The 22,951-nt window shown below is 45.0% G+C and carries 21 protein-coding genes; 14 read left to right on the forward strand and 7 right to left on the reverse strand.

Going from position 1 to position 22,951, the window contains the following annotated elements; all coding sequences use genetic code 11:
* Positions 1-162 precede the first annotated feature (162 nt).
* Entirely contained in the window at positions 163-2,877 is a 2,715-nt protein-coding gene (locus ACZ5KY_RS00465; protein WP_464241943.1) for a cation-translocating P-type ATPase, read from the forward strand.
* A gap of 13 nt (positions 2,878-2,890) precedes the next feature.
* On the opposite strand, the gene ACZ5KY_RS00470 is transcribed toward ACZ5KY_RS00465, so the two are convergent.
* On the reverse strand, positions 2,891-3,574 hold the full coding sequence (locus ACZ5KY_RS00470; protein WP_464241944.1) for a DUF1573 domain-containing protein: 684 nt from the start codon (positions 3,572-3,574) through the stop codon (positions 2,891-2,893).
* 102 nt (positions 3,575-3,676) lie between these two features.
* On the opposite strand from ACZ5KY_RS00470, the gene hpt reads away from it, so the two are divergent.
* The 3 genes from hpt (at position 3,677) to ACZ5KY_RS00485 (ending at position 6,937) form a co-directional block, all read left to right on the forward strand.
* Positions 3,677-4,213: a hypoxanthine phosphoribosyltransferase gene (hpt, locus tag ACZ5KY_RS00475; RefSeq protein ID WP_464241945.1), complete on the forward strand. Its 537-nt coding sequence runs from the start codon at positions 3,677-3,679 to the stop codon at positions 4,211-4,213.
* Positions 4,213-5,247, forward strand: a complete 1,035-nt coding sequence (locus tag ACZ5KY_RS00480; protein ID WP_464241946.1) for a DUF3426 domain-containing protein — start codon at positions 4,213-4,215, stop codon at positions 5,245-5,247. Before hpt ends, ACZ5KY_RS00480 begins: the two co-directional genes overlap by 1 nt.
* A 427-nt stretch (positions 5,248-5,674) precedes the next feature.
* A complete protein-coding gene (locus ACZ5KY_RS00485; protein ID WP_464241947.1) occupies positions 5,675-6,937 on the forward strand; it encodes an acetate kinase in 1,263 nt (420 codons plus the stop codon).
* Between the two features lie 220 nt (positions 6,938-7,157).
* Here ACZ5KY_RS00485 and pta read toward each other — a convergent pair whose 3' ends face one another.
* Positions 7,158-8,159 (reverse strand): phosphate acetyltransferase, encoded by a 1,002-nt coding sequence (gene pta / locus ACZ5KY_RS00490; RefSeq protein ID WP_464241948.1) that lies wholly within the window; start codon positions 8,157-8,159, stop codon positions 7,158-7,160.
* Positions 8,160-8,349: 190 nt separating this feature from the next.
* Between pta and ACZ5KY_RS00495 the strand changes: the two genes are divergently transcribed.
* Positions 8,350-9,192: an energy transducer TonB gene (locus ACZ5KY_RS00495; protein WP_464241949.1), complete on the forward strand. Its 843-nt coding sequence runs from the start codon at positions 8,350-8,352 to the stop codon at positions 9,190-9,192.
* 56 nt (positions 9,193-9,248) lie between these two features.
* Here the strand turns inward: ACZ5KY_RS00495 and folD are convergent, their stop codons facing one another.
* Together folD and ACZ5KY_RS00505 are read right to left on the reverse strand one after the other, a co-directional pair.
* Entirely contained in the window at positions 9,249-10,100 is an 852-nt protein-coding gene (folD, locus tag ACZ5KY_RS00500) for a bifunctional methylenetetrahydrofolate dehydrogenase/methenyltetrahydrofolate cyclohydrolase FolD (protein WP_464241950.1), read from the reverse strand.
* A gap of 52 nt (positions 10,101-10,152) precedes the next feature.
* Positions 10,153-10,404 (reverse strand): FmdB family zinc ribbon protein, encoded by a 252-nt coding sequence (locus ACZ5KY_RS00505; RefSeq protein WP_464241951.1) that lies wholly within the window; start codon positions 10,402-10,404, stop codon positions 10,153-10,155.
* A gap of 191 nt (positions 10,405-10,595) precedes the next feature.
* Between ACZ5KY_RS00505 and ACZ5KY_RS00510 the strand changes: the two genes are divergently transcribed.
* Together ACZ5KY_RS00510 and ACZ5KY_RS00515 are read left to right on the forward strand one after the other, a co-directional pair.
* Positions 10,596-12,101 carry a sensor domain-containing diguanylate cyclase gene (locus ACZ5KY_RS00510; RefSeq protein WP_464241952.1) on the forward strand — a complete coding sequence of 502 codons (1,506 nt, stop codon included), beginning with the start codon at positions 10,596-10,598 and terminating at the stop codon, positions 12,099-12,101.
* A gap of 76 nt (positions 12,102-12,177) precedes the next feature.
* Entirely contained in the window at positions 12,178-13,011 is an 834-nt protein-coding gene (locus tag ACZ5KY_RS00515; protein ID WP_464241953.1) for an EamA family transporter, read from the forward strand.
* Between the two features lie 67 nt (positions 13,012-13,078).
* Here ACZ5KY_RS00515 and ACZ5KY_RS00520 read toward each other — a convergent pair whose 3' ends face one another.
* Entirely contained in the window at positions 13,079-14,410 is a 1,332-nt protein-coding gene (locus tag ACZ5KY_RS00520) for a hypothetical protein (RefSeq protein ID WP_464241954.1), read from the reverse strand.
* A gap of 176 nt (positions 14,411-14,586) precedes the next feature.
* Between ACZ5KY_RS00520 and ACZ5KY_RS00525 the strand changes: the two genes are divergently transcribed.
* The 7 genes from ACZ5KY_RS00525 to nosR all read left to right on the forward strand — a co-directional run bounded on the left by ACZ5KY_RS00525 (position 14,587) and on the right by nosR (position 21,178).
* Positions 14,587-15,609, forward strand: coding sequence for an AI-2E family transporter (locus ACZ5KY_RS00525; protein WP_464241955.1), 1,023 nt, complete (start codon positions 14,587-14,589; stop codon positions 15,607-15,609).
* A gap of 55 nt (positions 15,610-15,664) precedes the next feature.
* Positions 15,665-15,817 carry a hypothetical protein gene (locus ACZ5KY_RS00530; protein ID WP_464241956.1) on the forward strand — a complete coding sequence of 51 codons (153 nt, stop codon included), beginning with the start codon at positions 15,665-15,667 and terminating at the stop codon, positions 15,815-15,817.
* Entirely contained in the window at positions 15,801-17,771 is a 1,971-nt protein-coding gene (locus ACZ5KY_RS00535) for a GIDE domain-containing protein (RefSeq protein WP_464241957.1), read from the forward strand. The genes ACZ5KY_RS00530 and ACZ5KY_RS00535 overlap by 17 nt, the downstream gene beginning before the upstream one ends.
* Positions 17,772-17,814: 43 nt before the next feature.
* Positions 17,815-18,384 carry a LemA family protein gene (locus tag ACZ5KY_RS00540; RefSeq protein ID WP_464241958.1) on the forward strand — a complete coding sequence of 190 codons (570 nt, stop codon included), beginning with the start codon at positions 17,815-17,817 and terminating at the stop codon, positions 18,382-18,384.
* Positions 18,381-19,013, forward strand: a complete 633-nt coding sequence (locus tag ACZ5KY_RS00545) for a YigZ family protein (RefSeq protein ID WP_464241959.1) — start codon at positions 18,381-18,383, stop codon at positions 19,011-19,013. The genes ACZ5KY_RS00540 and ACZ5KY_RS00545 overlap by 4 nt, the downstream gene beginning before the upstream one ends.
* A gap of 77 nt (positions 19,014-19,090) precedes the next feature.
* The gene (locus tag ACZ5KY_RS00550; protein ID WP_464241960.1) at positions 19,091-19,447 is read left to right on the forward strand and encodes a hypothetical protein; all 357 of its coding nucleotides are present in this window, start codon (positions 19,091-19,093) and stop codon (positions 19,445-19,447) included.
* A 369-nt stretch (positions 19,448-19,816) separates the two neighbouring features.
* Positions 19,817-21,178: a response regulator c-di-GMP phosphodiesterase, NosR family gene (gene nosR, locus ACZ5KY_RS00555; RefSeq protein ID WP_464241961.1), complete on the forward strand. Its 1,362-nt coding sequence runs from the start codon at positions 19,817-19,819 to the stop codon at positions 21,176-21,178.
* A 16-nt stretch (positions 21,179-21,194) separates the two neighbouring features.
* On the opposite strand, the gene ACZ5KY_RS00560 is transcribed toward nosR, so the two are convergent.
* Positions 21,195-22,064 (reverse strand): HDOD domain-containing protein, encoded by an 870-nt coding sequence (locus tag ACZ5KY_RS00560; protein ID WP_464241962.1) that lies wholly within the window; start codon positions 22,062-22,064, stop codon positions 21,195-21,197.
* Between the two features lie 6 nt (positions 22,065-22,070).
* Positions 22,071-22,883, reverse strand: a complete 813-nt coding sequence (locus ACZ5KY_RS00565; RefSeq protein WP_464241963.1) for a response regulator — start codon at positions 22,881-22,883, stop codon at positions 22,071-22,073.
* Between the last annotated feature and the right edge of the window lie 68 nt (positions 22,884-22,951).

The raw sequence follows: 22,951 nt of genomic DNA on the forward strand, positions 1-22,951 counted from the left end.
TGTGTTTCTATAATGAACAAAAAAAGGGGGATAGCTGCTGCCAGCAGTCAAAATTCACCATCTAGACATTCTTGAATTTTTCTAAATCAATGATACTACTAGAATAAGATGGCAGCGAGGCACACCATCCCCCTCGACACCTAATAATGGAGGTCTCTCATCGTGACCGTTCCAGAGAACAACAGCGGCAACACACCACCAACATTGTGGCATGCACAACGGAGCGAAGAGTGTATCGCCACCCTCAATAGCGATGCTAAAAATGGTTTAAGCCACCAACAGGGAGCACTTTTGCGCCTCCAATACGGGCCAAACCTACTCCTTGAAACAGGCGCGACACCATGGTATCGCGTTTTCGGTCGGCAATTTATTGATGGACTTATCCTTATCCTTTTTGTTGCCGCAGCCATAGCCTTTAGCTTGGGTGAAGTTGGCGATGCCATTACGATTTTAATTATTATTGCCCTCAACGGCGTTCTCGGCTTTGTTCAAGAATGGAAAGCAGAACGTGCTATCGAAGCCCTACAGCAGATGCTTGAACCACAATGCAACGTCATCCGCAATGGTCAACAGCAACGTTTAGATGCTAAACATCTTGTCCCCGGCGATATCGTGGTGCTCGAAGTGGGTGACCGAGTTCCCGCCGATTTACGTTTGATTGAGTCGATCAACCTCAGGATTGATGAGTCATCTTTGACGGGAGAATCTGAATCAAGCCAAAAACATACGGATGCCGTGGAACAGGAGTGTCCCCTCGCCGAACGCAGCTGCATCGCTTGGATGGGAACCGCAGTGACCAACGGCAGCGCGCAAGGGGTGGTGATTGAAACTGGGATGAGAACAGAGTTTGGTCGCATTGCAACCCTAACTCAAACAGTCGGCAAAGAACCTACACCGCTGCAACAAACCCTCGCCCGATTGAGTAAAAAATTAGGGTTAACAGCTATCGCAATCTCGCTACTTGTGGCCATTACTGGCTGGTTACTCGGCAAACCACTACTGGAGATGTTCTTAACAGGGGTCTCACTTGCGGTAGCGGTGGTTCCCGAAGGACTCCCAGCCGTAGTGACCATCACCTTAGCCTTGGGAGTGCGCGCTATGGTGAAACGGCGCGCGCTATTACGCCGCCTTCAGGCAGGTGAAACCCTCGGTGCGACAACGGTGATCTGCACCGATAAAACCGGCACTCTAACCCAAAACCAAATGACAGTTCAGCAGATATGGCTACCAGCGGGCGAAGTTTCGGTATCAGGAATCGGCTACGCGCCAAAAGGTGATTTCAGCTGTGAAGGCCAGCCCTTATCTCGCTCCGTTCGACACGATCTCATTACGTTATTACACAGCGGTTTACAGTGTAATCATGCCCAGGTTTCTAAGGGTGATCATGGCTGGCAGCAGTTTGGCGAACCCACAGAAGCAGCGCTGGTGGTTGCCGCCTACAAGGCTAGTCTCACTAAGGCAGAAACACCCTACACGGTCAGTGAATTTTCATTCAACTCAAACCGCAAGCGAATGACGGTGATTGAACATCGTCCCAACCATTTCATCGCCCACACCAAAGGTGCCCCTGAAGTTGTCCTTGAACGCTGCACTTCCATATTAACAGGAGGTGAAATTACACCCTTTATCGCAGAGGATCGTCGCAAGGCAAAATCAGCCTATCACTCTCTAGCAACACAAGGCTTACGAACTCTGGCGATTGCTCGACGCGAAATCAAAAAAGACACCCCCCTTGATGAGGATGAAATCGAGAGAGACCTCACTCTGCTCGGCATTGTCGGCATCATTGATCCGCCTCACAGTGAAGTACCTCAGGCGATTAAGCGTGTTAAAAGCGCGGGAATTAAAACCATCATGATTACCGGTGATTCACCCACCACAGCCTTAGCAATTGCCCACGCCATTGGCTGGCCGACACAACAGGCCATAACAGGTGCAGAACTCAAGGAGTTGGACGATATTTCTCTGCGCCAGAAATTAAGCGATGACATCGTGTTTGCGCGGACAACTCCTGAAGACAAATTAAGAATTGTCACACTCCTTCAAAAGATGGATGAGGTCGTTGCAATGACGGGGGATGGTGTCAACGATGCACCGGCACTAAAGCAAGCGAACATTGGTATCGCTATGGGGTTACGCGGAACCGATGTGGCCAAAAGTGCTGCCGACATGATCTTAACTGATGACAACTTCGCCTCGATTGTTGGCGCGGTAGAAGAGGGGCGGCGGCAGTACGATAATATTCAAAAATTTGTCCGCTATCTGCTTTCATCTAACATGGGTGAAGTGGTCGCGATTTTCATCAACATCCTCCTCGGTGGGCCACTCATTTTACTGCCAGTGCAAATTTTATGGATGAATTTAGTCACTGACGGCCTAACCGCTGTAGCCTTAGGTCTTGAACCCACCGAACAAGGAGTGATGCAACGCCCACCGCGCCAGCAACACGATTCTATTTTGAATCGCAATGCATTGATGATGATCTTGCTATTGGGCGGCTATATTGGCCTAACAACCTTATGGCTATTCCACCACTATCTTGCATCAGGCGATCAGCGCAGTATTGCCGTCGCTCAAACCGTCGCCTTTACTGCCATCATCATTCTCGAAAAGGTTAACGTTTTTAATTTTCGCGCCCTGCATACACCGCTAATAAAAATTGGCGTGTTTTCAAACCCATGGATCATTATTGCATGGTTCGGCACCATCGGGTTGCAACTGTGTGCGGTGTATCTCCCATTTTTACAACAAGCCCTTCACACCGTACCATTGAGCCTTACAGACTGGGGTATCATCCTAGTGATATCAGCGCCTATTTTCATTTTATGTGAGAGTTATAAATGGTTACGCTACCGCAAGACAACACCAGCACCATAATTTTTTCACACTATCAACGAACAACTTTCGCTAACACAGGGATCCTCAACTGATTACGAACATGCCCCTGCGCATCGATCAAAAGATATCCATTCAACACAGCCTTCGCTGACGATGTCGGACGAATAGTCACCGTCACGATGGCCTCCTGCCCCGGCTGGAGGATATCTGGAACATTACTCAACGTGATGTAGCGCGAGGTTGAACGAACTGCCTTAATTGCAATGGAAACATCGGAACGATTGACGAATGTAACCGTTTTCTCAATGTCGTTACCAGCAGCAATCGCTCCAAGCGACAACCGTGATGGGGTGACTGACAACTCTGAAACAACCTGTGCTTGTAATGTAAAACGCTTTTGCGGTTGCTGCGGATCATTACTGACAACAGTGACCTTCTTTGTCACCCGTCCGCGAAAGTTCTTTGAATTAAAGCGAACACGTAGTTCTGTTTGCTGCGCAGGGAGGATCGTTTTACTATCTACCATTGCCGCAGTGCACCCACACGAGCTTTTTACCTGCTGAATCACTAAAGGGCTATCTCCGTCATTTTTCAAGACAAAGCGATGTTCTCTTTTCTCCCCTGAGTAGATATTGCCCCAATCAATCAGTGATGACTCAACCGCCAATTGCGGTAAGGCAAAACTTGTTGTTGCTCCACACAATAACAGAGTAAGACCAACAAAAATAAACCGCATAAATCCTCCAATAATTTCAGTGTAAATTGACATCAACTGCCGAACTTGTTATAGAATTAAGCGTTATAATTTTATTAACACCTATGGACCATATTTATTACCATGAAACAACTTTACACTAAAGAATATATCGCTCAACAGGTTGCTCGTCTTGGCAGTGAAATCAATCAAGACTATCACAACAGAGAAATTTTAATGATTGTCGTCCTTAAGGGAGCGATGATGTTTGCCGCCGACCTCGCGAGAGAAATAAATCGGCCCCTTTCCATGGACTTTATCTGCGTATCCAGCTACGGCGGGAAGACTACGTCATCTGGAGAGATAATTTTCAAAAAAGACATTGAAACCGATATTCAGGGCAAACATATTCTGATTATCGAAGATATTATTGATACAGGTTTGACACTTCAAGTGTTAAAAAAGCACTTACTAAAACGTAACCCAGCGACAATAAAAATATGTTCCTTGATTGACAAAACAAAACACCGCTGTGTGCCAATTGAGAGTGACTATTACGGCATAACAATGGATGACGGATTTATCGTTGGCTACGGCCTTGATTACGATGAACTTTATCGCAATCTTGATGCGATTTATACTTTTGACCCCACTCAACAGCTAGCCCAAGGAGACGCTTGATGATAATCCAATGCAAGCAATGCGAAACAACGTACAATTTTGATGATTCAGCACTGCATGGGGGACAAATCGAAGTTCGCTGCGTACGCTGTGAAAATGTTTTTACCATCGATTCAACTTCAGCAATCATTGCTCAACCAATCGAGCCTCTCCCTAAAACTGAACCCGAGATAGCTCCTGAGCCAATGGTCGAAGCCGCTGATTTACAAACGGCCCCTGAACCTGAGCCCATTCCGTTGCCTGAATGGAATGCTGATAGTGATGCTTTTAGCTTTTCTTCTACGGAAGCTTTCAGCTTTGACAATGAGGAACCTACCCTTTCTGGAACAAGTTCAGAATCGGCAACGACCTCAGAAGAACCGGCACCACAAGAATTCACCTTTGAGAGTCCTGAGCCAGAGGTTATTACGCCACTAGCACCACCAGTCAGCGACGAACCAATTTTCCCAGAAGAGGAAGTCGATGACACGCCAGAACCTAAAGCTGAAAAACGTAAAACATCCAAATTTATGATTTTTGTACTGTTAATCGTCCTTATGATTGCGGGAGCATATGGTTACCTGTTTGTTACATTAGGAACAACGGATGTATTTGAAATGATCCAAAGCGTCCAAAAGCAACTACAACCAGCGGCCCAAAATCAGCAAAACGACATTCAAATTAGTACCACACAAAGTTATTATGTTGAAAATAGCACTTCAGGCCAACTTTTCGTGATTAAAGGCATCGCTACGAATGCCTCTACCACCACCCAATCGGAACTTTGCGTGAAGGGGACATTATATCAAAAAAAAGGAGCTCCGTTGCTTCATCAAACCGTTTTTTGTGGCAATATTATCAGTGATGAAGAATTAAAATCTGCCCCAATGAACAGTTTAAACAATCAAATGGCAAATCCTTTTGGCTCAGCGCTTTCCAATGTCAATGTTGCTCCAGGACAATCATTGCCTTTCATGATTGTTTTTACCGATCTACCGGACGAACTCAATGAGTTCAGCGTAGAACCTTTATCTTCTAAAGCAGCATCAAACTAAAGACTCGCTCTTCCAGACACAACATCAAAGCCGTAACGATCTCGTATCGCTACGGCTTTTTCTTTTTTTATTGATATTAAAATTAACTCGTCCAGCAATAAATATTCACACCACTTAGTTCACAACACATCTCAGTAAATCAGCGCAAATTCACATGTCTTATTACCCACTAGCACCCCACACCTTAATTCCGCCACCATTATTCAGCGAAAAGTTTATACTAAAACTGTTTAGCAGCACTAAAAAAGGACAAAACTTCTTGCAATAGAAATGATATTTAGCTATGCTTCATAACGGCTTGCGATTACTTTTTCGCCTTAAAAACAAGTAGTTACCAAATAGCACTACAGCAGTATAAACACCTATTAAAACAGCATTATATATCTTTTTATAAAATATAGGTCCCAATGGGGAGGAGAATAGACACATGGATATACTCGCTTTGAACTGTGGCAGCTCATCGGTTAAGTACCAGTTATTCAACTGGGATAAAAAAGAGGTTATTGCTAAAGGGGTAGTTGAGCGTGTGACCATCGGTGACTCATTTATTGCCCATGACGTCCCAGGTAAAGATACCTACAAAGAGGAATCTGAGTGCCCAGACCACCGCATCGCCATCGATCTCATCATTAAAACATTAACCCACCCGACCCACGGTGTGGTGAAGAAAATGGAAGAGATCTCGGCCGTCGGCCACCGCGTTGTTCACGGTGGTGAGAAATTCACCTGCTCTGTTCCAATCAACGAGGAAGTTCTCGATGCAATCCGTGAAGTTCAACACCTTGCTCCGCTGCACAATCCACCCAACATTTCAGGAATTGAAGCGGCGCAAGCGGTCCTCCCCAATGTGCCACATATTGCAATTTTTGATACAGCATTTCATCAATCTATGCCAGCTCACGCTTACATCTATCCTCTCCCTTACGAGTGGTATGAAGAATACAGCGTTCGCCGCTATGGTTTTCATGGCACGAGCCACCTCTATGTTTCGAAACGAGCGGCAATCAACCTAGGCAAACCGTTAGATCAATGCAACATCATCACCCTCCATATCGGCAATGGCGTATCACATAGTGCCATCAAAGGCGGAAAATCCATCGACACCAGCATGGGATTAACCCCTCTCGAAGGTGCTATGATGGGAACACGATGTGGTGACATTGATCCAGCAATTCCGCCTTTCATCATGGACCAAGAAGGCTGCACTCCACGTGAGATTGATTCAATTCTCAACAAAAAATCGGGACTCCTTGGAATTACCGGTCGCTACACAGATCGTCGTGATGTCATTACTAAAGCACAAGAGGGAAATGAGCGCTGCCAACTTGCATTAGATATCGAAGCATACCGCCTAAAAAAATATATCGGTTCTTATGCTGCTGCACTTGGTGGTGTTGACGCCATTGTATTTACTGCTGGGGTTGGTGAAAATGCCGCTGTCATTCGTGAAAAGGCGGTTGAAGGTCTTGAATTTATGGGGATCCATCTCGACCTCGAAAAGAATGCCAAAACTTTCAGCAAAAGTGGTGAAACCGAAATCACTAAGCCCGATTCTCCAGTCAAAGTTTTTGTGATTCCTACCAACGAAGAGCTGGTATTCGTTGAGGATGTTGTGGGTATTCTTAACGGCACCTACACCGAGCACACCAAATTCCCTTACACATTCACCACACCTGAATATGTACCTTAGCAGGCTGTTTTCATAGCACACTAAAAAGGGCCATCTTCCTACTGGAAGATGGCCCTTTTTATTATATATTGATGGTCTCGCAAAAACGAATTAGATGGCTAAGCAAAAACTTCGTACCCCAAGGCGTAGTGGTTGTTCAAGGGTGAAGACATACAGGTTGTATGTCAACGTCTTGAACAAACGCTGCAACGCAGGTGGGCGGATTTTTTTTGCGCCGCCATCATCCTTGAGCTTGTACCGCTGTTATAGCCGAAACATTGATAATATCATCAACAGAGCAACCACGAGACAGATCATTTACGGGCTTAGCTAGCCCCTGTATGATAGGCCCAACAGCTTCAGCCCCTGCAACACGTTCAACCAGCTTATAGCCGATATTACCTGCATCAAGGGTTGGGAAGATAAGAGTATTGGCCCTACCGGCAACAGGTGAACCGGGGGCTTTTTTCTCACCAACGTTAGCAAGAAGAGCGGCATCAAGCTGCAACTCACCATCAATCAACAATGACGGATCAAGCTCTTTAGCAATGGCAAGAGCTTCTAAAACTTTATCGGCATCTTCGTGTTGCGCACTCCCTTTTGTTGAGAATGAGAGCATTGCGACACGGGCATCAACACCTAAAAAGCTTTTGCAACTTTGCGCTGTTGATACTGCAATCTCAGCCAGAGCTTGGGCATTTGGATTTGGATTTACAGCACAGTCGGCAAACAGCAAAATACCGTTTTCACCAAACTCTGGATTTTTTGTTACCATCAAAAACACCGACGATACAGTCTTCATTCCCGCGGCAGTACCAATCACTTGAAACGCAGCCCGAAGGACTTCACCAGTGGTATTAAATGCACCAGCAACAGCACCGCCAGCATCACCTTTGCGAACCATCATGGAGGCAAAAAAGAGGTTATCATCGGCAGTTAGTAATTCACGCGCCTGCTCATCAGTAAGCCCCTTCTTTTTGCGAAGCTCAACCAGCTCAGCAACATAATCATCCAACTGCGGTGCACACGCTGGTGAAAGCAATGTCACGCCATCAAGGGTCACATTTAATTCATCAGCTTTTGCCTTAAGTACATCAGGATTGCCAAGTAATACAATGTTAGCCAAGCCATCGGCTACTATTTTTCCTGCAGCTTCTACCATGCGGTCATCATAACCCTCAGGCAAAACTACGGTTTGCATATTCGTACGTGCATTTGCCTTAATCTGTTCTACGAGATGCATATCTCCTCCTGTTTATAAAACATAGTTTGATTATCCAAAACTTATACCTGATTCTTAAATCCAGCGTCAACTTAAATCCAGCAACAGAACTGAACAAAAGAAGGATAGGTTGAACAAAAGCATAGTGCTATAATGACAAGATATGTTAATTTACGAGCCATTATTTTAGTGCCAACGCAACCATGAGATTATGAATTTTACCTCAACTCGCTATCCTTTAATTATTGGTATAATCCTATCCCTACTCATTCACTGGATAGGGTTAAACCTGTCGGCACCAAAGCAAGCCGACCAACCAAAAGAGACACAGCCTTTTTACGTCGAAATCCCCCCTTCAGAGCCGCAGCGTGAAACCATTTTACCACAACAGCCTGAAACACCACCAACAACAACGCAGCGCCAAGGCGCTATCGACCAGCATGTTGTAAAGGAGCAAGCTCCTCAAGCAAACGACATGGAGGATAGCTCGCCAAGCGTTGCCCAGCCTCAGCCTCCTCAACCCAAAGAGGAGAAACCGCAACCGTCACAAAATAGTGTTCGCGAGCACGTTGAGTCAATTGTGGCAGATCGGCCAATTAATCAGCCTGAGGAACTACCGACCCTAAAGGATCTTTTTCAAACCGGGGTTAATGCTGCAGCAGACATTGCCCAGGGTGCACAAACAAAGCAACGACCCAATATTGAAAATGGAGATGAACTGTTACTGAACATGAAACAAGACAAACTGTTCTCTTTTTTCAATCGCTTCAAAAAAGGGATTTATAGTGTTTGGAACTACCCAGAAGAGTCAATCAGGAAGAGACAACAAGGTGTTTCCTTACTGAAAATCACTATAAACAAAGATGGCACAATCGATGATGTTGAACTGGTAAGCGGATCGGGGTTTGAGCGTCTTGATCGTGAAGCCATTGCCGCCATCTTTAAGGGGCAACCTTATGGTGCCCTACCCGACAGCTATGAAGATGACCAACTGACCATTCATGCTTACTTTGAATACATCTCCGGCCAGAGACAAAACATATATCGTCAATAAAAAAAGGAGCCAAACGGCCCCTTTTTTCATCAATTACAGACTCAGCGAAGCACCATCTACTTTACCGTACGTTGACTAGCACTTTGAATCGTGTTGAATAGTAACATGGTGATGGTCATAGGGCCGACACCACCGGGTACTGGCGTAATATAACTGGCGCGCGCAGCGGCTGCATCAAACTCAACATCACCGACAAGTTTTTTGTCAGCAACACGATTAATACCAACATCAATCACTACGGCACCCTCTTTAATCCAAGAGCCCTTGATCATCTCAGGGATACCCACAGCGGCAATCACGACATCAGCACGACCAACATGTCCCTCAAGGTCTTTAGTGCGCGAGTGACAAATGGTTACCGTAGCATTTGCAGCTAAACACATAAGAGCCACAGGCTTACCAACAATATTAGATCGACCGACAACAACCACTTCCTTACCATTCAAATCATAAGGGATCGACTCCAACATTTTCATAATACCGTACGGAGTGCAGGAGCGGAATGTTGGATTCCCTGTCGCTAAGCAACCAACGTTGAAGGGATGAAAACCATCAACATCCTTAAGTGGAGAAATCGCATTAAGAATACAGTCTTCATCGATATGAGCAGGCAATGGTAACTGCACCAAAATACCATCAATTCTTTCATCGTTATTCAGTTGATCAACAAGGTCTAAGAGCTCCTGTTGAGTCGTTTCAACTGCAAGCTTATGTTCCGCAGAATAGATCCCTGTCGCAGCACAAGCCTTCTCTTTCATTGCGACATATACGCGACTTGCTGGGTCTTCACCAACCAATACAACAGCCAGGCCTGGTGTCACCCCTTTGTTTTCGAGTTCCTGAACACGACCTGCCATCTCCTCACGCATTTGGGCAGCAAGGGCCTTTCCATCAATCAGTTGACTCATTTTGACCTCCGAATAAAACACATTGAGTTAAGAAATAGCACTACTTTCATACTTATTTTTCGCTAGATTTAGAACAACCACCACAACCTGAAGTTGAAGAGGCAGGACAGCCCGCAGTGGCCTTGGAGGCCGAATAACCCTGCTCGTACCAGCCACCACCCTTTAAGGCAAATCCACCCTGAGAAATAACCTTTGTCACTTCAGCACCACATTCACGACATGTTTTTAGTGGTGCATCAGAAAACTTTTGCCGTACTTCAAAGAGTAGTTCGCATGATAAACATTTATACTCATATAATGGCACAATAAATTCCTTTTCAATTTTGGGTCATAAATAAAACAGTAACCCGAGCAAACTAAATCTTTCAATAAATTCGCATCACAATTACTCGTGGCTAAAATAGTCAGACCAAACCACTTTGTCAACAATAGAGCCAGTATTTCACACATAAAAGACGTAATTTATGCTAAAGTTGGGAGTGGAGGGTTTAATTTATGACAGTCATCAAAAAACTACTGGCAAACAATTCTAGCATTAAGTTACCAACACCGCCGGCAATTGCTCTACGAATTTTAGAAGAGGTCCAGAAAGAAGAACCTTCCTTTACACGATTAACAGAACTCATCAATACCGACCCAGCTTTGACAGCACGAGTCCTGAGAATCGCCAACTCATCTATTTTCGCACCAGTTATCCGAATTGACACTTTAGACAAAGCCATTACGCGAATGGGCACAATGCTACTCACAAACGTAGCTCTATCTTTTGTGCTCGTCGCTAATTTCAAACAAATACCTGACAGTGACTTCAATGTTGAATATTTCTGGAAACGGTCTGTAACGGCTGCCGTTGGCGCAAATATTATTGCTCGTAAAATTTGCCGATCCAACGACTATATTTTTATTGCCACCCTATTGCACGACATTGGCATCCTTATCGCCGACAATTGCCTGCCAAGCTACCGAGAAATTTTCAGGACTGAGCACCCCCACACAAGCATCAACGAGATAGAACAAGAACATTTCAGTTTTTCACATGCACAACTTGGTAGCGAACTATTGCAACAATGGGGACTACCGGATCAAATCACAATTCCGATAGCATGGCACCAACAGCCCGACATGGCTCCCGCAGAGGCTGAATGCCCTGCTCGAGTGATTAATCTATCGGATAAGTTATCTGCTGCGTTTCACGGCAAGCCAGCGAAACATAAACTTAAAACATTCCGCGACGAGTTAAAGCAGCACTACCAACTCAGCGACGACAAAATCAATCAATTAATTCAAGAGATCTCGGAACAAAGCAGCGAGGTACTATCGTTCTTTGACATCTCCACCAAGTTAGCCAAAAGTGCTACTGAGCTTCTACAGGAAGCCAACGAAGCACTGTCAAACCTGAACCTTTCGACCACTCAATTAAAAAAACAATATAAAACAGAGAAAGAACACGCTCAGCGAACAAGCGCTAAGCTCACCGAAGCCAACGCCGAGCTCAGCCGCCTTGCTTTCCAAGACAGCCTTACTGGGCTGTACAACTTACGTTATTTTCACGACCATTTTGACCGCGAACTTCAACGTGCTTCACGCTACAATACGATTTTCTCCTTATTCATGTTTGACGTCGATGACTTTAAGGTCATCAATGACACCTTTGGTCACCAAGCAGGAGACAAATTATTACAAGAAATTACCAATACCACGCTACGAACCATGCGCAATACGGACCTTGTCGCCCGCTATGGTGGTGAAGAATTCGCCGTTATTTTATCAGAAACAACTCTTGAAGTTGCAGGTGAAATTGCGGAGCGCTTACGTGAGGACATCAGCCAGCTAACCGTTAACTGGCACGGTGAGACCCTCTCGGCAACAGTGAGCATTGGCGTCTCGTTCTATTGCTCCAAGAACGCGAATCTCACCAAAAACCAAATCATAGCCATTGCGGATGCGGGACTTTACCGCTCAAAGAATAAAGGGAAAAATTGCGTGAGCCTCCCCTTGTAACAACGTGGGCAACATTACGCACACAACACCCGTTCACTGACCCAAACTCCAACCCCCAAGAAACAACTAACCACCTATGCCATCTCTCATACTTGTTTCCCTGATCTGGGCTTTCTCGTTTGGATTAATCAAAGGACAGCTCACGGGAATTGACCCCGTACTGGTCACAGCAGTACGACTTTTTCTCGCATGGCTGGTGTTCCTCCCCTTCACGCGCCTTAAACACTGCCGCATAATGACAATGGTCGCACTGTTGGCAATTGGTGCCATTCAGTATGGTGTCATGTATATGGCTTACACTGCCTCGTTTCACTACCTAAAGGGATACCAAGTAGCACTATTCACTATTTTCACCCCCATCTACGTTACGGTGATAAATGACTGCTTTACTCTCAAATTTCATCGTCGCTTCATGTACGCATCCCTACTTGCGGTACTCGGCACCAGCATCATCTTGTACCGCGAGTTACATTTAACCGAGTTCAGGACAGGATTTTTACTCATTCAAGCTGCCAATCTAAGTTTTGCCTTTGGCCAGGTGGCGTATAAAAAAGTGATGAAAACAGTACAGCTCAAAGATCACCACGTATTTTCACTGCTCTACCTTGGTGCAATTTTATCGACACTACCATTCCTACCCGCGCCGCAAACATGGGCGCTCTCAACGTTAACGAGTCATCAAACTCTTTCACTCGTTTACTTAGGGATTCTAGCTTCGGGGGTCTGCTTCTTTTTGTGGAATTTTGGCGCACGCCGGGTAGATACGGGCACTCTGGCCATCTGTAATAATTTGAAGATTCCCCTTGCAATTGGTTGCTCAGCACTGGTCTTCGGCGAGCTAGTAAACTGGTCGCAGTTGACAATGGGATCAATCGTGCTCGTGATCGCCCTGTGGTTTAATCGTCGCTAGGAAGCTGGGAGAATATGTACCGTAGCGAGCAGTACACGTTAAATCCGACCGCCTGCTAACCCTTCGCTTAAAATAGATACAGCAACTGAGCGGAGAAACGATCTGGTAGATCATCCAAGATTTGGTTTACCACTGATGTCGTTTGTTGATCGGGGGCGCATGCGTGACGAAACTCATAATTCGCTTTTGCCCGAATGTGGCGGCTGACTTGCCACAAAACTCCTAGCGTTACCGTTTCAAACTCTTTTTCCGCCATCGTCTCGGTATTCAAGTTAAGGCGGTCATATCGAGCATTCAACCAAAGCTTGGGCAAGATTTTGTAACCAAAGTCGATATACCAACCTAAGGCTTGGTCTTCTGGTCGGATATTAAAACTCGACACCTTAAGACCATCCGTACTCACTGTTCCTGCGGGGGCGTTAAAGTCGGTACCAGAAAATATCATTCCATCGGCTTTAATAATTTCAGCCCCAAAGCGAACCTTTTGCCACAATAACGCCGTACCGACACCATAACGTGAACGATGAAACTTTTGTTCATCATGAGCTAGTCCCACCTCAAGGGTCCGCTGCCCCTCTTGGTACCAACTAAAAAACTTCCACCCTTCACGGTGAACTTTTTTACCTGCCCCAAAAAGGTATTCTGCAGAAAGATACATATAACCTTCGGGATTACTATTGTTATCATTTAAGCGCATTCCAGAGCCATTGGCCAGCATGGCCGCGTAGCTCAATTCCCACTGGCTCAAGTGAAATGCATCAAATATCATCACACCAATATCACGGCAACACCCTGCAATTACAGGATTGTTTTCTTGCGTTGGATCTTGCCCATCAGCTTCAAAGAAGCGCTCCTGCATCAGCATATTGCTCATGCCAGTAAGATTAATATAGTAACAAGGCGGTACAAAGCCCAGTGACTCTTCAGCGCCAGGGGCCTTCATCAGACCGATCCGAAGCCGAGCATGCGGAACCGAATTTATGGTGACACTCGATTCAACAATACGCAGTCTATTCCCTTCATCAATTCCCGTCACACTATTGTTGCCTGAGATTGTTTTCAAACTATAGGAGAACTGATCGGTTAAAGCTCCCCGCACGCCTAAGCGTAATTTTCGCAGATTACTTTCTGCCGAGGAGTTCATATCAGGACCAACAAGGCCAGACGCCATCGGTTGACCTTTGAACGGCCCAGCAGCAAGATCACCACCACCTGAATTTTGATAATCAAATAGAGCAAAACCACCAAAGCGAAACTTCGGCGCATTTTCGCTCTCAACACCTTGCAACATAAACCAATTAACCGCCAGTGCAGGCGTTGCCAACATCAATGAGGCAACACACACTCCAACCGTGAACATCCAACAAAAAAAGGTGCGGCTCCTACATAAGAACGCCATGCTTAATCTCTCCTCACCAGAATCGGAACATGCTTATCATGTAAAACAGACCTTTCATTAATAACACAGAAATGGATCAAGGATTACTCCGATTTTATATTGAACCAAACAACGCATCTGGTTTAGAATTACTCGTCTCTTAAATTAGATCGCCCCCTTGCTCGACAGGACCTCACATGATGCAAACAGCACCATCCAACTCTAAGTGTTTCTCTCTCATCGTTGCTGCAGCCTCCATGGTGATCATCATTGCTGGGCTCAAGAGTGCTCAAGATCTCGTTATCCCTTTTCTGCTAGCGGCCTTTATTGCCGTATTGTGTTTACCAATCCTAAATTGGCTCGAAAAACATCATATTCCGACAGCGATCAATATTGTTCTTGTCATCAGCATCTCACTGGCAACAGGCTTGCTCTTAGCCCTGTTTATCGGCACCTCGTTACACGATTTCTCACTGACACTACCGACATACCAACAGCGCCTCCATGACGAGACGCGCGCCATCTTTGGCTGGATCAACCAGCGCGGTCTCGATATCTCGCCACAAATCATGTTGGACTATTTTGACCCCAGTGCGGCGATGAAGATCGCGGCGAACACCTTAAGCGGATTAGGAGCGGTACTCACCGACGGCTTTCTGATTTTGCTCACCGTCATTTTTATTCTATTTGAAGCCAGATCAATGCCGCGCAAACTCAAATTGGCACTAAAGAACCCTGAGAAATCGTTCAACCAATTTTCACGCATCACCACCAGTGTTCAAGGCTATCTGGTGATCAAAACAGCCGTTAGCCTGTTAACTGGAATTAGTATTACGTTATGGCTGCTGTTTCTCGATGTTGATTATCCTGTTTTATGGGGTCTTCTTGCATTTATGCTTAACTATGTCCCCAATATTGGTTCAATCATCGCCAGCGTTCCGGCATTTCTTCTGGCATTTATCCAACACGGGATCAGCCACGCATTACTAGCAATTATGGGCTATGTCGTTGTCAATGTTGTGGTTGGCAACATTATTGAACCGCGCTATATGGGAAAACAACTCGGTCTTTCACCCTTGGTTGTTCTCCTGTCGTTAGTGATATGGGGATGGGTACTCGGGCCAGTTGGCATGCTACTTTCTGTACCGCTGACCATGATTGTTAAAATTGCTCTAGAAGCGACAGAAGACCTACGCTGGGTTGCGATTATGCTCAGCTAACAGCCGCCCAACGATATAAAACAATTTTCTCTCCAATTTTACGAAAGTCACCTTGATGTCTGATCCAAAACACTTAAAGAATGAAAACTATCTTGGTTTCTTTCTTTTAATTATCGCCCTGATGGCTTTTGCAGTCATCGTCAAAGGGTGTAACATTGCCCAATACCAGCACCAACAGCAGACACCGGCACATGATGAAAACCACTAACGATATTCACCAGCTCATTGTTGCAGCGAGTTACGACCAGGAGCAACTCACCCCGATAATTCAGCAGTTGTCCCAAATGGGGGAACTGGACGCATACACGATTCGCCAACGACTCCTTGGCAATGGGTTGGCCCAACTAGCCAAAGGACCGCTCGAACAGTTACGTCCTATGGCAAACCTGCTGCGCCAATATCACCTCAAGCACTGGATTATTCAACCATCAATCACGTCGCTTGAACCCGTCACAATCAAAGCACTTACCATTGAGCCACAACAGATCATATTTCACTGCAACGATTCAGAGATTATCCTAGAGCGCGAAACTCCTCTGTTGGCCATCGTCGCTGACATGTCTGGAAAACTGGCTGAAAAACAGGTCAAACGACTTCTCGTTCACACCACCTATCAGGGTGCTGCCCCCGCAGCAATGAACGAACAGGAGCTACATCAAGAGATCTTCAAACACGCACCAATCATTGACCTGTATTGGCTCAATGGCGATAACGAACATCAACCTAACCAAGCTGTTAGGATCAAGCCAGGGAGCTTTAATCACCGTCAATTAGGAGATAAAGCCCGCCTAAGTCGCAACGGAAATTTGTCCAACCTTCTCGATTGTATCAAAGAGTACGCCAGCCACTTAGAGATCAACCGACAATTTGGGCTTGGCTTTTTACCCGATTGTCGCCTACACGATACAGGCGACAATGCTGACCCTAAACGGAATCAACTCGCCCTAACCCGATACGGACAGTTACAGGTACAGATCTCGCATCAAAACAGTGACTCCCAGCTACAGCCAAATCAACGGCATCCAATCATCGCAGAAGTTGTCGAAGCATCGGGACTTGATGAAATCATTGCGCCGTTAACAGCAGGTGTTTTCACCCATTCTGAACCTGATGAGGATGACGTTAGCGTTACAAAACAACCCAGTACAGCGACATTACCACCGCCCCCAGAGATTGAAACGTTGTCAGGCATTAAGCTCCATACGTCAGGCTGGCGGCTGGGTGCCGGAATCCTTGGTATCATCATTGTCTTTTTCACTCAACAAAACGACAATGCGATGGAACGTGTTTACCACTACGGTATCCAAACAGGTATCGTCCCTGCCCTCATTAGTGGTGCAGCACTTTGGTCAGCAGGCCACTTTTGGCGATTAAAACGGCGGATTGAAAACACTCCAACCAGCAAGGCACGTTCGGCAGCAATGGGGATGATCGAAGTACATGGTCGCGCTAAACGGCTCTATGCTCTGGTATCACCGATGTCACAACAGCCATGCGTCTATTACTGCTTAAAAAAATATCGTCGTGCTAACCGCGACAAACAATGGCAACTCAGCCGCATAACAACCAGTGGCACGGTTCCATTCATCATTGAGGATGACACCGGCAAGATTCAAATCGACCCTCAGGGAGCGAAACTAAGTCCAAAAACAACCCATGAAGGCTCATTTGGACAAAGCAATATTCTCTTTAGCAGCACAATTGATGACGATCCCAATGAAAAATGGAAAGAGGAAGTTATTCACGAAGGCAGCATTCTCTATATCATGGGATTTGCGCGCACGTCTAAGAATGGCAACAACGATCTCCGCCAACAGGTGGCCAATAAATTGCGCGACTTGAAGACAGATCGTGATAAAATGATGGCATACGATAGTGACGGTAATGGCACAATTGATAGTGCCGAATGGGATCACGCTCGCAGCGATATGGAGCAACAAGCCCTGCAAGAAAAACTTAAACAAACAAAAGAGCGTAGCAATCAACAACTCGTCATTGGTGCTCCTGCGCAAAAAGGGCTACCCTTTATTATTGCTGAAACAGAATCCGAAGCAAACCTGACACGGAACTACACCTGGTATATTCCACCATTGCTCACTATCGGTGTTGGCGCTTTTATTTGGACGCTTATTCGCGTTAGTACGTTTTCCAACCTACTTTAAACCGTTTCAGAAAACGGATTTATTCTCATCCTAAGGAGTTTTCATGACTGCACTTATTGTTCTAGGCGTTATCGGATTACTACTCGCAGTTCTCATCAGCTATGTCATCATGATCTATAATGGTCTTATTCGACTCAAGAATGAAACGGATAAATCGTGGAGCAATATTGATGTACTGCTCAAGCAACGGTTTGATGAATTACCCAAACTGATCAAAGTGTGCGAAGGCTACATGCAGCATGAAAAAAACACCCTTGAGGCCGTTATCAAAGCCCGCTCAATGGTTGGTGAAGCGCGCACAGAAGGTGATCAGCTCAACGCCCAAAACATGTTGACCGACACCCTAAAATCGCTGTTTGCGGTAACGGAACGCTATCCAGACCTCAAAGCAGATGCCGCATTTAGCAGCTTGGGGAATCGGATCTCGGAGCTAGAAGATCAGATCGCTGATCGTCGTGAATTTTTCAACGAATACACCAATCTCTACAACATTCGTATCGCACAATTTCCTGATGTTCTTGTCGCAACAAAATTCAATTTCACTAAAAAGACACTGTGGGAGATCAACCCTGCCCATCGTGAAGATGTTAACGTTTCATTTTCGCAATCGTGAATCAATCATCGCCGCTGCATCGTTACCTTGTACCTAAAGCGATGCAGCGTAGTGAAATTGAGGTAAAACGCAGCCGCTTTATCACCACGATTCAAGCAACCAGCAGCCGCGAACACAGTCGTGAATTCATTAAGCAGATCCAGCGAGAGTTTGCCGATGCCAACCACAACTGCTGGGCTTGTGTTATTGGCGCGCCGGGTTCCACCCTTAAAGCTGGCATGAGCGATGATGGCGAACCGCGCGGTGCCGCAGGAAAGCCGATGCTCACCGCATTGCTCCATGCTAATATCGGTGATATCAGTGTGGTGGTAACACGTTATTTTGGCGGCACCCGTTTAGGAAAAGGGGGAATGGCCAGAGCCTATACCGATGCGGTACTTAACGGCCTAGCGCAGCTCAACACCCTTGAGAAAATTGACTACCAAACCCTGTCACTCACCCTCGCCTATCCGTTGCTCGAGCAGGTTCAAATGCTTTATCACGACTATGAAGTCGACATCATCGAACACCGCTACGCTGACAACGTTGTCATCACCTTACGCCTGCCACGTGAACACGTTCACGCTTTCAGCCTGCACATAACTGAACTCAGTCACGGCAAAATTCAAATCAACACCGATGAAACCTAGACAGAAGCTGATGAGATCGGTACAATCCCGCCAAAACTTACCCCAATATGGGGATGACGTTGATGGAGGAATTTAAAATGGCATCACATAATCATGCGCTGTGGCAAACCGTTATTTTTTTATTTTTAAGTAAATTCATTCGCGAAGCCAATGTTGAGTTCGCGCAAAAACAACTTATCAATGCCAAAAATGTAGAACTGGCGCAAAAATTTGCAGAGATGGTTGGGGACACAACTGAACACTCAAAAATAAAACTCTCCTTGCTTAAAGCACTCAAGAAGCTTGAAAAAGAAGAATGGATGCAACGAATCGATGACAACACATTATTGCTAAGTGATACTGGATTTGAGAAGATGCAGTCAGAACTACAAACAGCGATGCTGAAAATTGCCAAGAGCTTCCCTGAAACAAAATCGAACCAGCCATTATCGTAATTGACCATCTACCATTGATGAGCACTGCTTTTGCCGCTAAGTTCTATGTTTACAATTTACCAAAGCTTCTTAGGTCTACTAATTGATATCAAAATCTATTGCGGGGATTTTGTTATCATCCTATCTATTCAACCTAGAAACCTTTGCAATCACCTTCCTCTTAGCGTTAAAAATCGACAGCAAAAGATCCAATAGTGCCACCAGTCGCTCCACTTCATCCACGCTAAACCCTCCTCTAACCTCAGCCCATTTAATCGTCACACACTTCCAATGTTTCATTTATTTATATTGGAAAGCAGCTAAAAAACAACTAGGATAGAGAAATCTAAGTCATTATAAATAACCTAGCAGCCGTCTGAAAGAAATCCTATGTCGGAAGACAACGAACAACCTCTACCGCAAATACTGTGTGTCGACGATGAGAAAGCGATTTTAAAATCATTGCGTCGCGTTCTTATGGATGAAGACTGTGAGGTATTAACAGCACCATCGGGTGCTGAGGGTCTAGATGTTCTGAACAAAGAGACGAACGTTGCTCTTATCATTTCGGACCAACGCATGCCTGAAATGACAGGGGTTGAGTTCTTACAACAGGCGAAGGCAATCACACCGTCAGCATATCGTGTCATGTTAACGGGTTATGCCGACATCAATGCAACCATGGATGCAGTCAATCATGGTGAGATATGGCGCTATATTACAAAACCGTGGGATGATGAACAACTCGTATTTTTAGTTCGAGATGCCATTCGTCACTATAATTTAGAGAATGAGAACTTACGATTACACGGTGTAATAGAAAAGAAAAATAAAGAGCTTCAACAATGGAATGACCGGTTAAAACAACGGGTTCTCTCACAAACTAATCTCATACGTGAAAAGCATGAAAATCTCGCTAAACAGAATAGAGCATTGCGTGAGAGCTTTGAACAAAACCTGCTAGCCTTTTCGGATCTCACCTCACTTCGAGACAAAAGTCTCCGAAACCACTCATTTAGCACCGCAGCCATTGCGACAAAAGCGGCCCAACTATTAAAACTTGAAGTGGGTGAATTACAGCACATACGTGCAGCAGCCCTGCTTCACGGCATTGGTAAGTTAGCGATCGCTGATACTCTACTTAAAAAACCAGAAGAGGAATTAACTCCGAGCGAAAAAATTATCTTTAATTCCTATACCGTTCGCAGCCAAACAGCCATTAGTCCAATCAACGAGCTTCAAGAAGCAGGGAAGTTAATTCGCCATATTACCGAAGAGTTCAACGGCAGTGGCTCCCCCGACCACCTAAAAGGTGATCAAATTCCTCTCGGATCAAGAATCATTGCCATTGCTAAGTATATTGACCGTAAGTTCAACTCTGGGACATATGGTATATATGGAGTTTTAGAACAGGTTATCAAGAGCTGTGATGCCCAAGCGGGAACACGCTTCGACGCAGACCTTGTACCCATCGTTTCCGAGGCAGCCAGACTTTATTACTCGGAAAGTAAGTCATCAGAGCCAGAAGACATACGTGAAGAACTTTATCCAATGGATTTAAGAGTAGGAATGGTTGTCTTACGAGATGTTTACAGCGGTACAGGAATTTTATTACTAAAACAAGGCTCGACTCTAAGTAGCGAATCAATTTCGGCTCTTAAGCGGTATTATGATACAGATCCACCAGATGGCCCAGTGCTGACTCTCAAGGCAGATCAACCCGAATCGATGGTAAAGAACATTGAGGAGTAGACGGCGAAGTGCACTATCATGAATTAACGAGAAGACTTCCTTTCACAGCGAAGACTTCGGCAAATTCGTCACATAATGCGACAAAAATTTCTTGATTTAAATCAAAAAGCATCGATACAGAACCGCCGCTAAACGAAACCTTAGATGCCTTATAGTTCCCAATATTAAGGGCACACACCATCATACGTGCTAAAGATACGAGGCTACAGGAACGGTACATTTCATCCGAGCCATCTCCACAAAGATCATTCTCGCCGGCATAATATGCGCTCAAAACTAGAAGCGATGAAAGGTTCCAATGCTGTAAAATTGACGCACCAATTCTTGAAAACGAATAAGAACACAACTTCTTAGAATACTCATCTCGTTGACCAGACTCTTGACTTTCATCCAAAACTTTTTTGTACAATTTAGAATCACTACTGTTCACAACCAGCTCCCCAATATTACACAGCAACCCTGCCATGAAAGCCTCTTCGGGAACCAAGCTAACACCTTCTAATCGATGTGTTAAAAACTGTGCGGCCAATGCTAATGCAGCAGACTCCTCCCACAGCCCCTTCTCAACGGTTCCCATGCTGAGATGCAACCCTTTAATTGAAAACGCCAAAACCATATTCAATAATGACTTCTGCCCCAATAGAACAATAGCGTCCTTAACCGTATTGATTTTGCGTGAAAAACCATAGTACGGGGAGTTAGCTAATTTTATTACTCGCAATGTCAACAAGTGGTCAGAAATAATCGCATCAGCTAAAGTATCAACACTTACCTCAGCAGCATTGATTAACTGAATGACTTCGTTAGCGGATACCGACAAATTTAATTCGCACGCATCGTCGAGTAAAACCCCACTTAGATCTATCTCAGACTGAAATTTATGCATGATTGACTAACTCCTACCCTGTGGAAGTAAGGTTAATACAACACCACGTGTTCGATCATCGTTTAAATAACAACCTGCTACAGTGAATAATTCCCCCGAACTCATAGCCGTCCCACGTGAACTTCCTTCAATCTTAACCTGTTCTAAAAAGGCAAGAAGATCATTTGACAAAAACCTGGAGGCTTTTCCACCCAGTAAAATACCCTGTTGTGCCAAGGTTTTATTGGCACAAGAATTCGCCTGAACAATGTTATCTTCAATATCAATCCCTAAAACTGCAACAGGAAGAGTATCAAGGATATCTTGAGACAACTGCAATACTTGGCTGCGTAACTCTAACGCTTCAGTTCGCTCTTTTATGATCTCTTCTAAACCGGTGTTGAGGTTAGATAATTCATCATTTTTCAGGGAAAGTTCTTCGGAAAGGGTATCATTTTTTTGATTTAAGCTACAGGTTTCAACGGCATTAGAAATATTAACCCTGAGCTCATCATCGTTCCAAGGCTTTGGGATAAACTTGTAAATATGACCAATATTGATCGCTTCAACTACTGATGCGGTATCGGCATATCCTGAGAGAACAATACGAATTGTTTTAGGCCAACGGTCATGCACCTTGCTTAAAAATTCGACTCCATTCATCCCCGGCATGCGGTAATCAGAAACAACCACAGACACGTTATCCTCTTGTTCGAGAATTTTCAGTCCTTCATCACCTGACTCAGCAATCAGCAATTCATAATTATCTTCATCAATAAACAAACGCCTTAAGGCTCTTAAGATATTAGGTTCATCATCAACAAATAAAATTTTAACCATTTTTTCCCCCAACAAAGAGTCCACGCTACCCCCTTCAACAACTTCCTAATATTTATACTTTAAATAAT

This window comes from Desulfuromonas svalbardensis, assembly GCF_055389415.1.

Bases quoted from the DNA above. Each gene is read 5' to 3' on its own strand.
- ACZ5KY_RS00470 (WP_464241944.1), bottom strand. From the start codon at position 3,574: ATGCGGTTTATTTTTGTTGGTCTTACTCTGTTATTGTGTGGAGCAACA.
- hpt (WP_464241945.1), top strand. From the start codon at position 3,677: ATGAAACAACTTTACACTAAAGAATATATCGCTCAACAGGTTGCTCGT.
- ACZ5KY_RS00480 (WP_464241946.1), top strand. From the start codon at position 4,213: ATGATAATCCAATGCAAGCAATGCGAAACAACGTACAATTTTGATGAT.
- ACZ5KY_RS00485 (WP_464241947.1), top strand. From the start codon at position 5,675: ATGGATATACTCGCTTTGAACTGTGGCAGCTCATCGGTTAAGTACCAG.
- pta (WP_464241948.1), bottom strand. From the start codon at position 8,159: ATGCATCTCGTAGAACAGATTAAGGCAAATGCACGTACGAATATGCAA.
- ACZ5KY_RS00495 (WP_464241949.1), top strand. From the start codon at position 8,350: ATGAATTTTACCTCAACTCGCTATCCTTTAATTATTGGTATAATCCTA.
- folD (WP_464241950.1), bottom strand. From the start codon at position 10,100: ATGAGTCAACTGATTGATGGAAAGGCCCTTGCTGCCCAAATGCGTGAG.
- ACZ5KY_RS00510 (WP_464241952.1), top strand. From the start codon at position 10,596: ATGACAGTCATCAAAAAACTACTGGCAAACAATTCTAGCATTAAGTTA.
- ACZ5KY_RS00515 (WP_464241953.1), top strand. From the start codon at position 12,178: ATGCCATCTCTCATACTTGTTTCCCTGATCTGGGCTTTCTCGTTTGGA.
- ACZ5KY_RS00520 (WP_464241954.1), bottom strand. From the start codon at position 14,410: ATGGCGTTCTTATGTAGGAGCCGCACCTTTTTTTGTTGGATGTTCACG.
- ACZ5KY_RS00525 (WP_464241955.1), top strand. From the start codon at position 14,587: ATGATGCAAACAGCACCATCCAACTCTAAGTGTTTCTCTCTCATCGTT.
- ACZ5KY_RS00530 (WP_464241956.1), top strand. From the start codon at position 15,665: ATGTCTGATCCAAAACACTTAAAGAATGAAAACTATCTTGGTTTCTTT.
- ACZ5KY_RS00535 (WP_464241957.1), top strand. From the start codon at position 15,801: ATGATGAAAACCACTAACGATATTCACCAGCTCATTGTTGCAGCGAGT.
- ACZ5KY_RS00540 (WP_464241958.1), top strand. From the start codon at position 17,815: ATGACTGCACTTATTGTTCTAGGCGTTATCGGATTACTACTCGCAGTT.
- ACZ5KY_RS00550 (WP_464241960.1), top strand. From the start codon at position 19,091: ATGGCATCACATAATCATGCGCTGTGGCAAACCGTTATTTTTTTATTT.
- nosR (WP_464241961.1), top strand. From the start codon at position 19,817: ATGTCGGAAGACAACGAACAACCTCTACCGCAAATACTGTGTGTCGAC.
- ACZ5KY_RS00560 (WP_464241962.1), bottom strand. From the start codon at position 22,064: ATGCATAAATTTCAGTCTGAGATAGATCTAAGTGGGGTTTTACTCGAC.
- ACZ5KY_RS00565 (WP_464241963.1), bottom strand. From the start codon at position 22,883: ATGGTTAAAATTTTATTTGTTGATGATGAACCTAATATCTTAAGAGCC.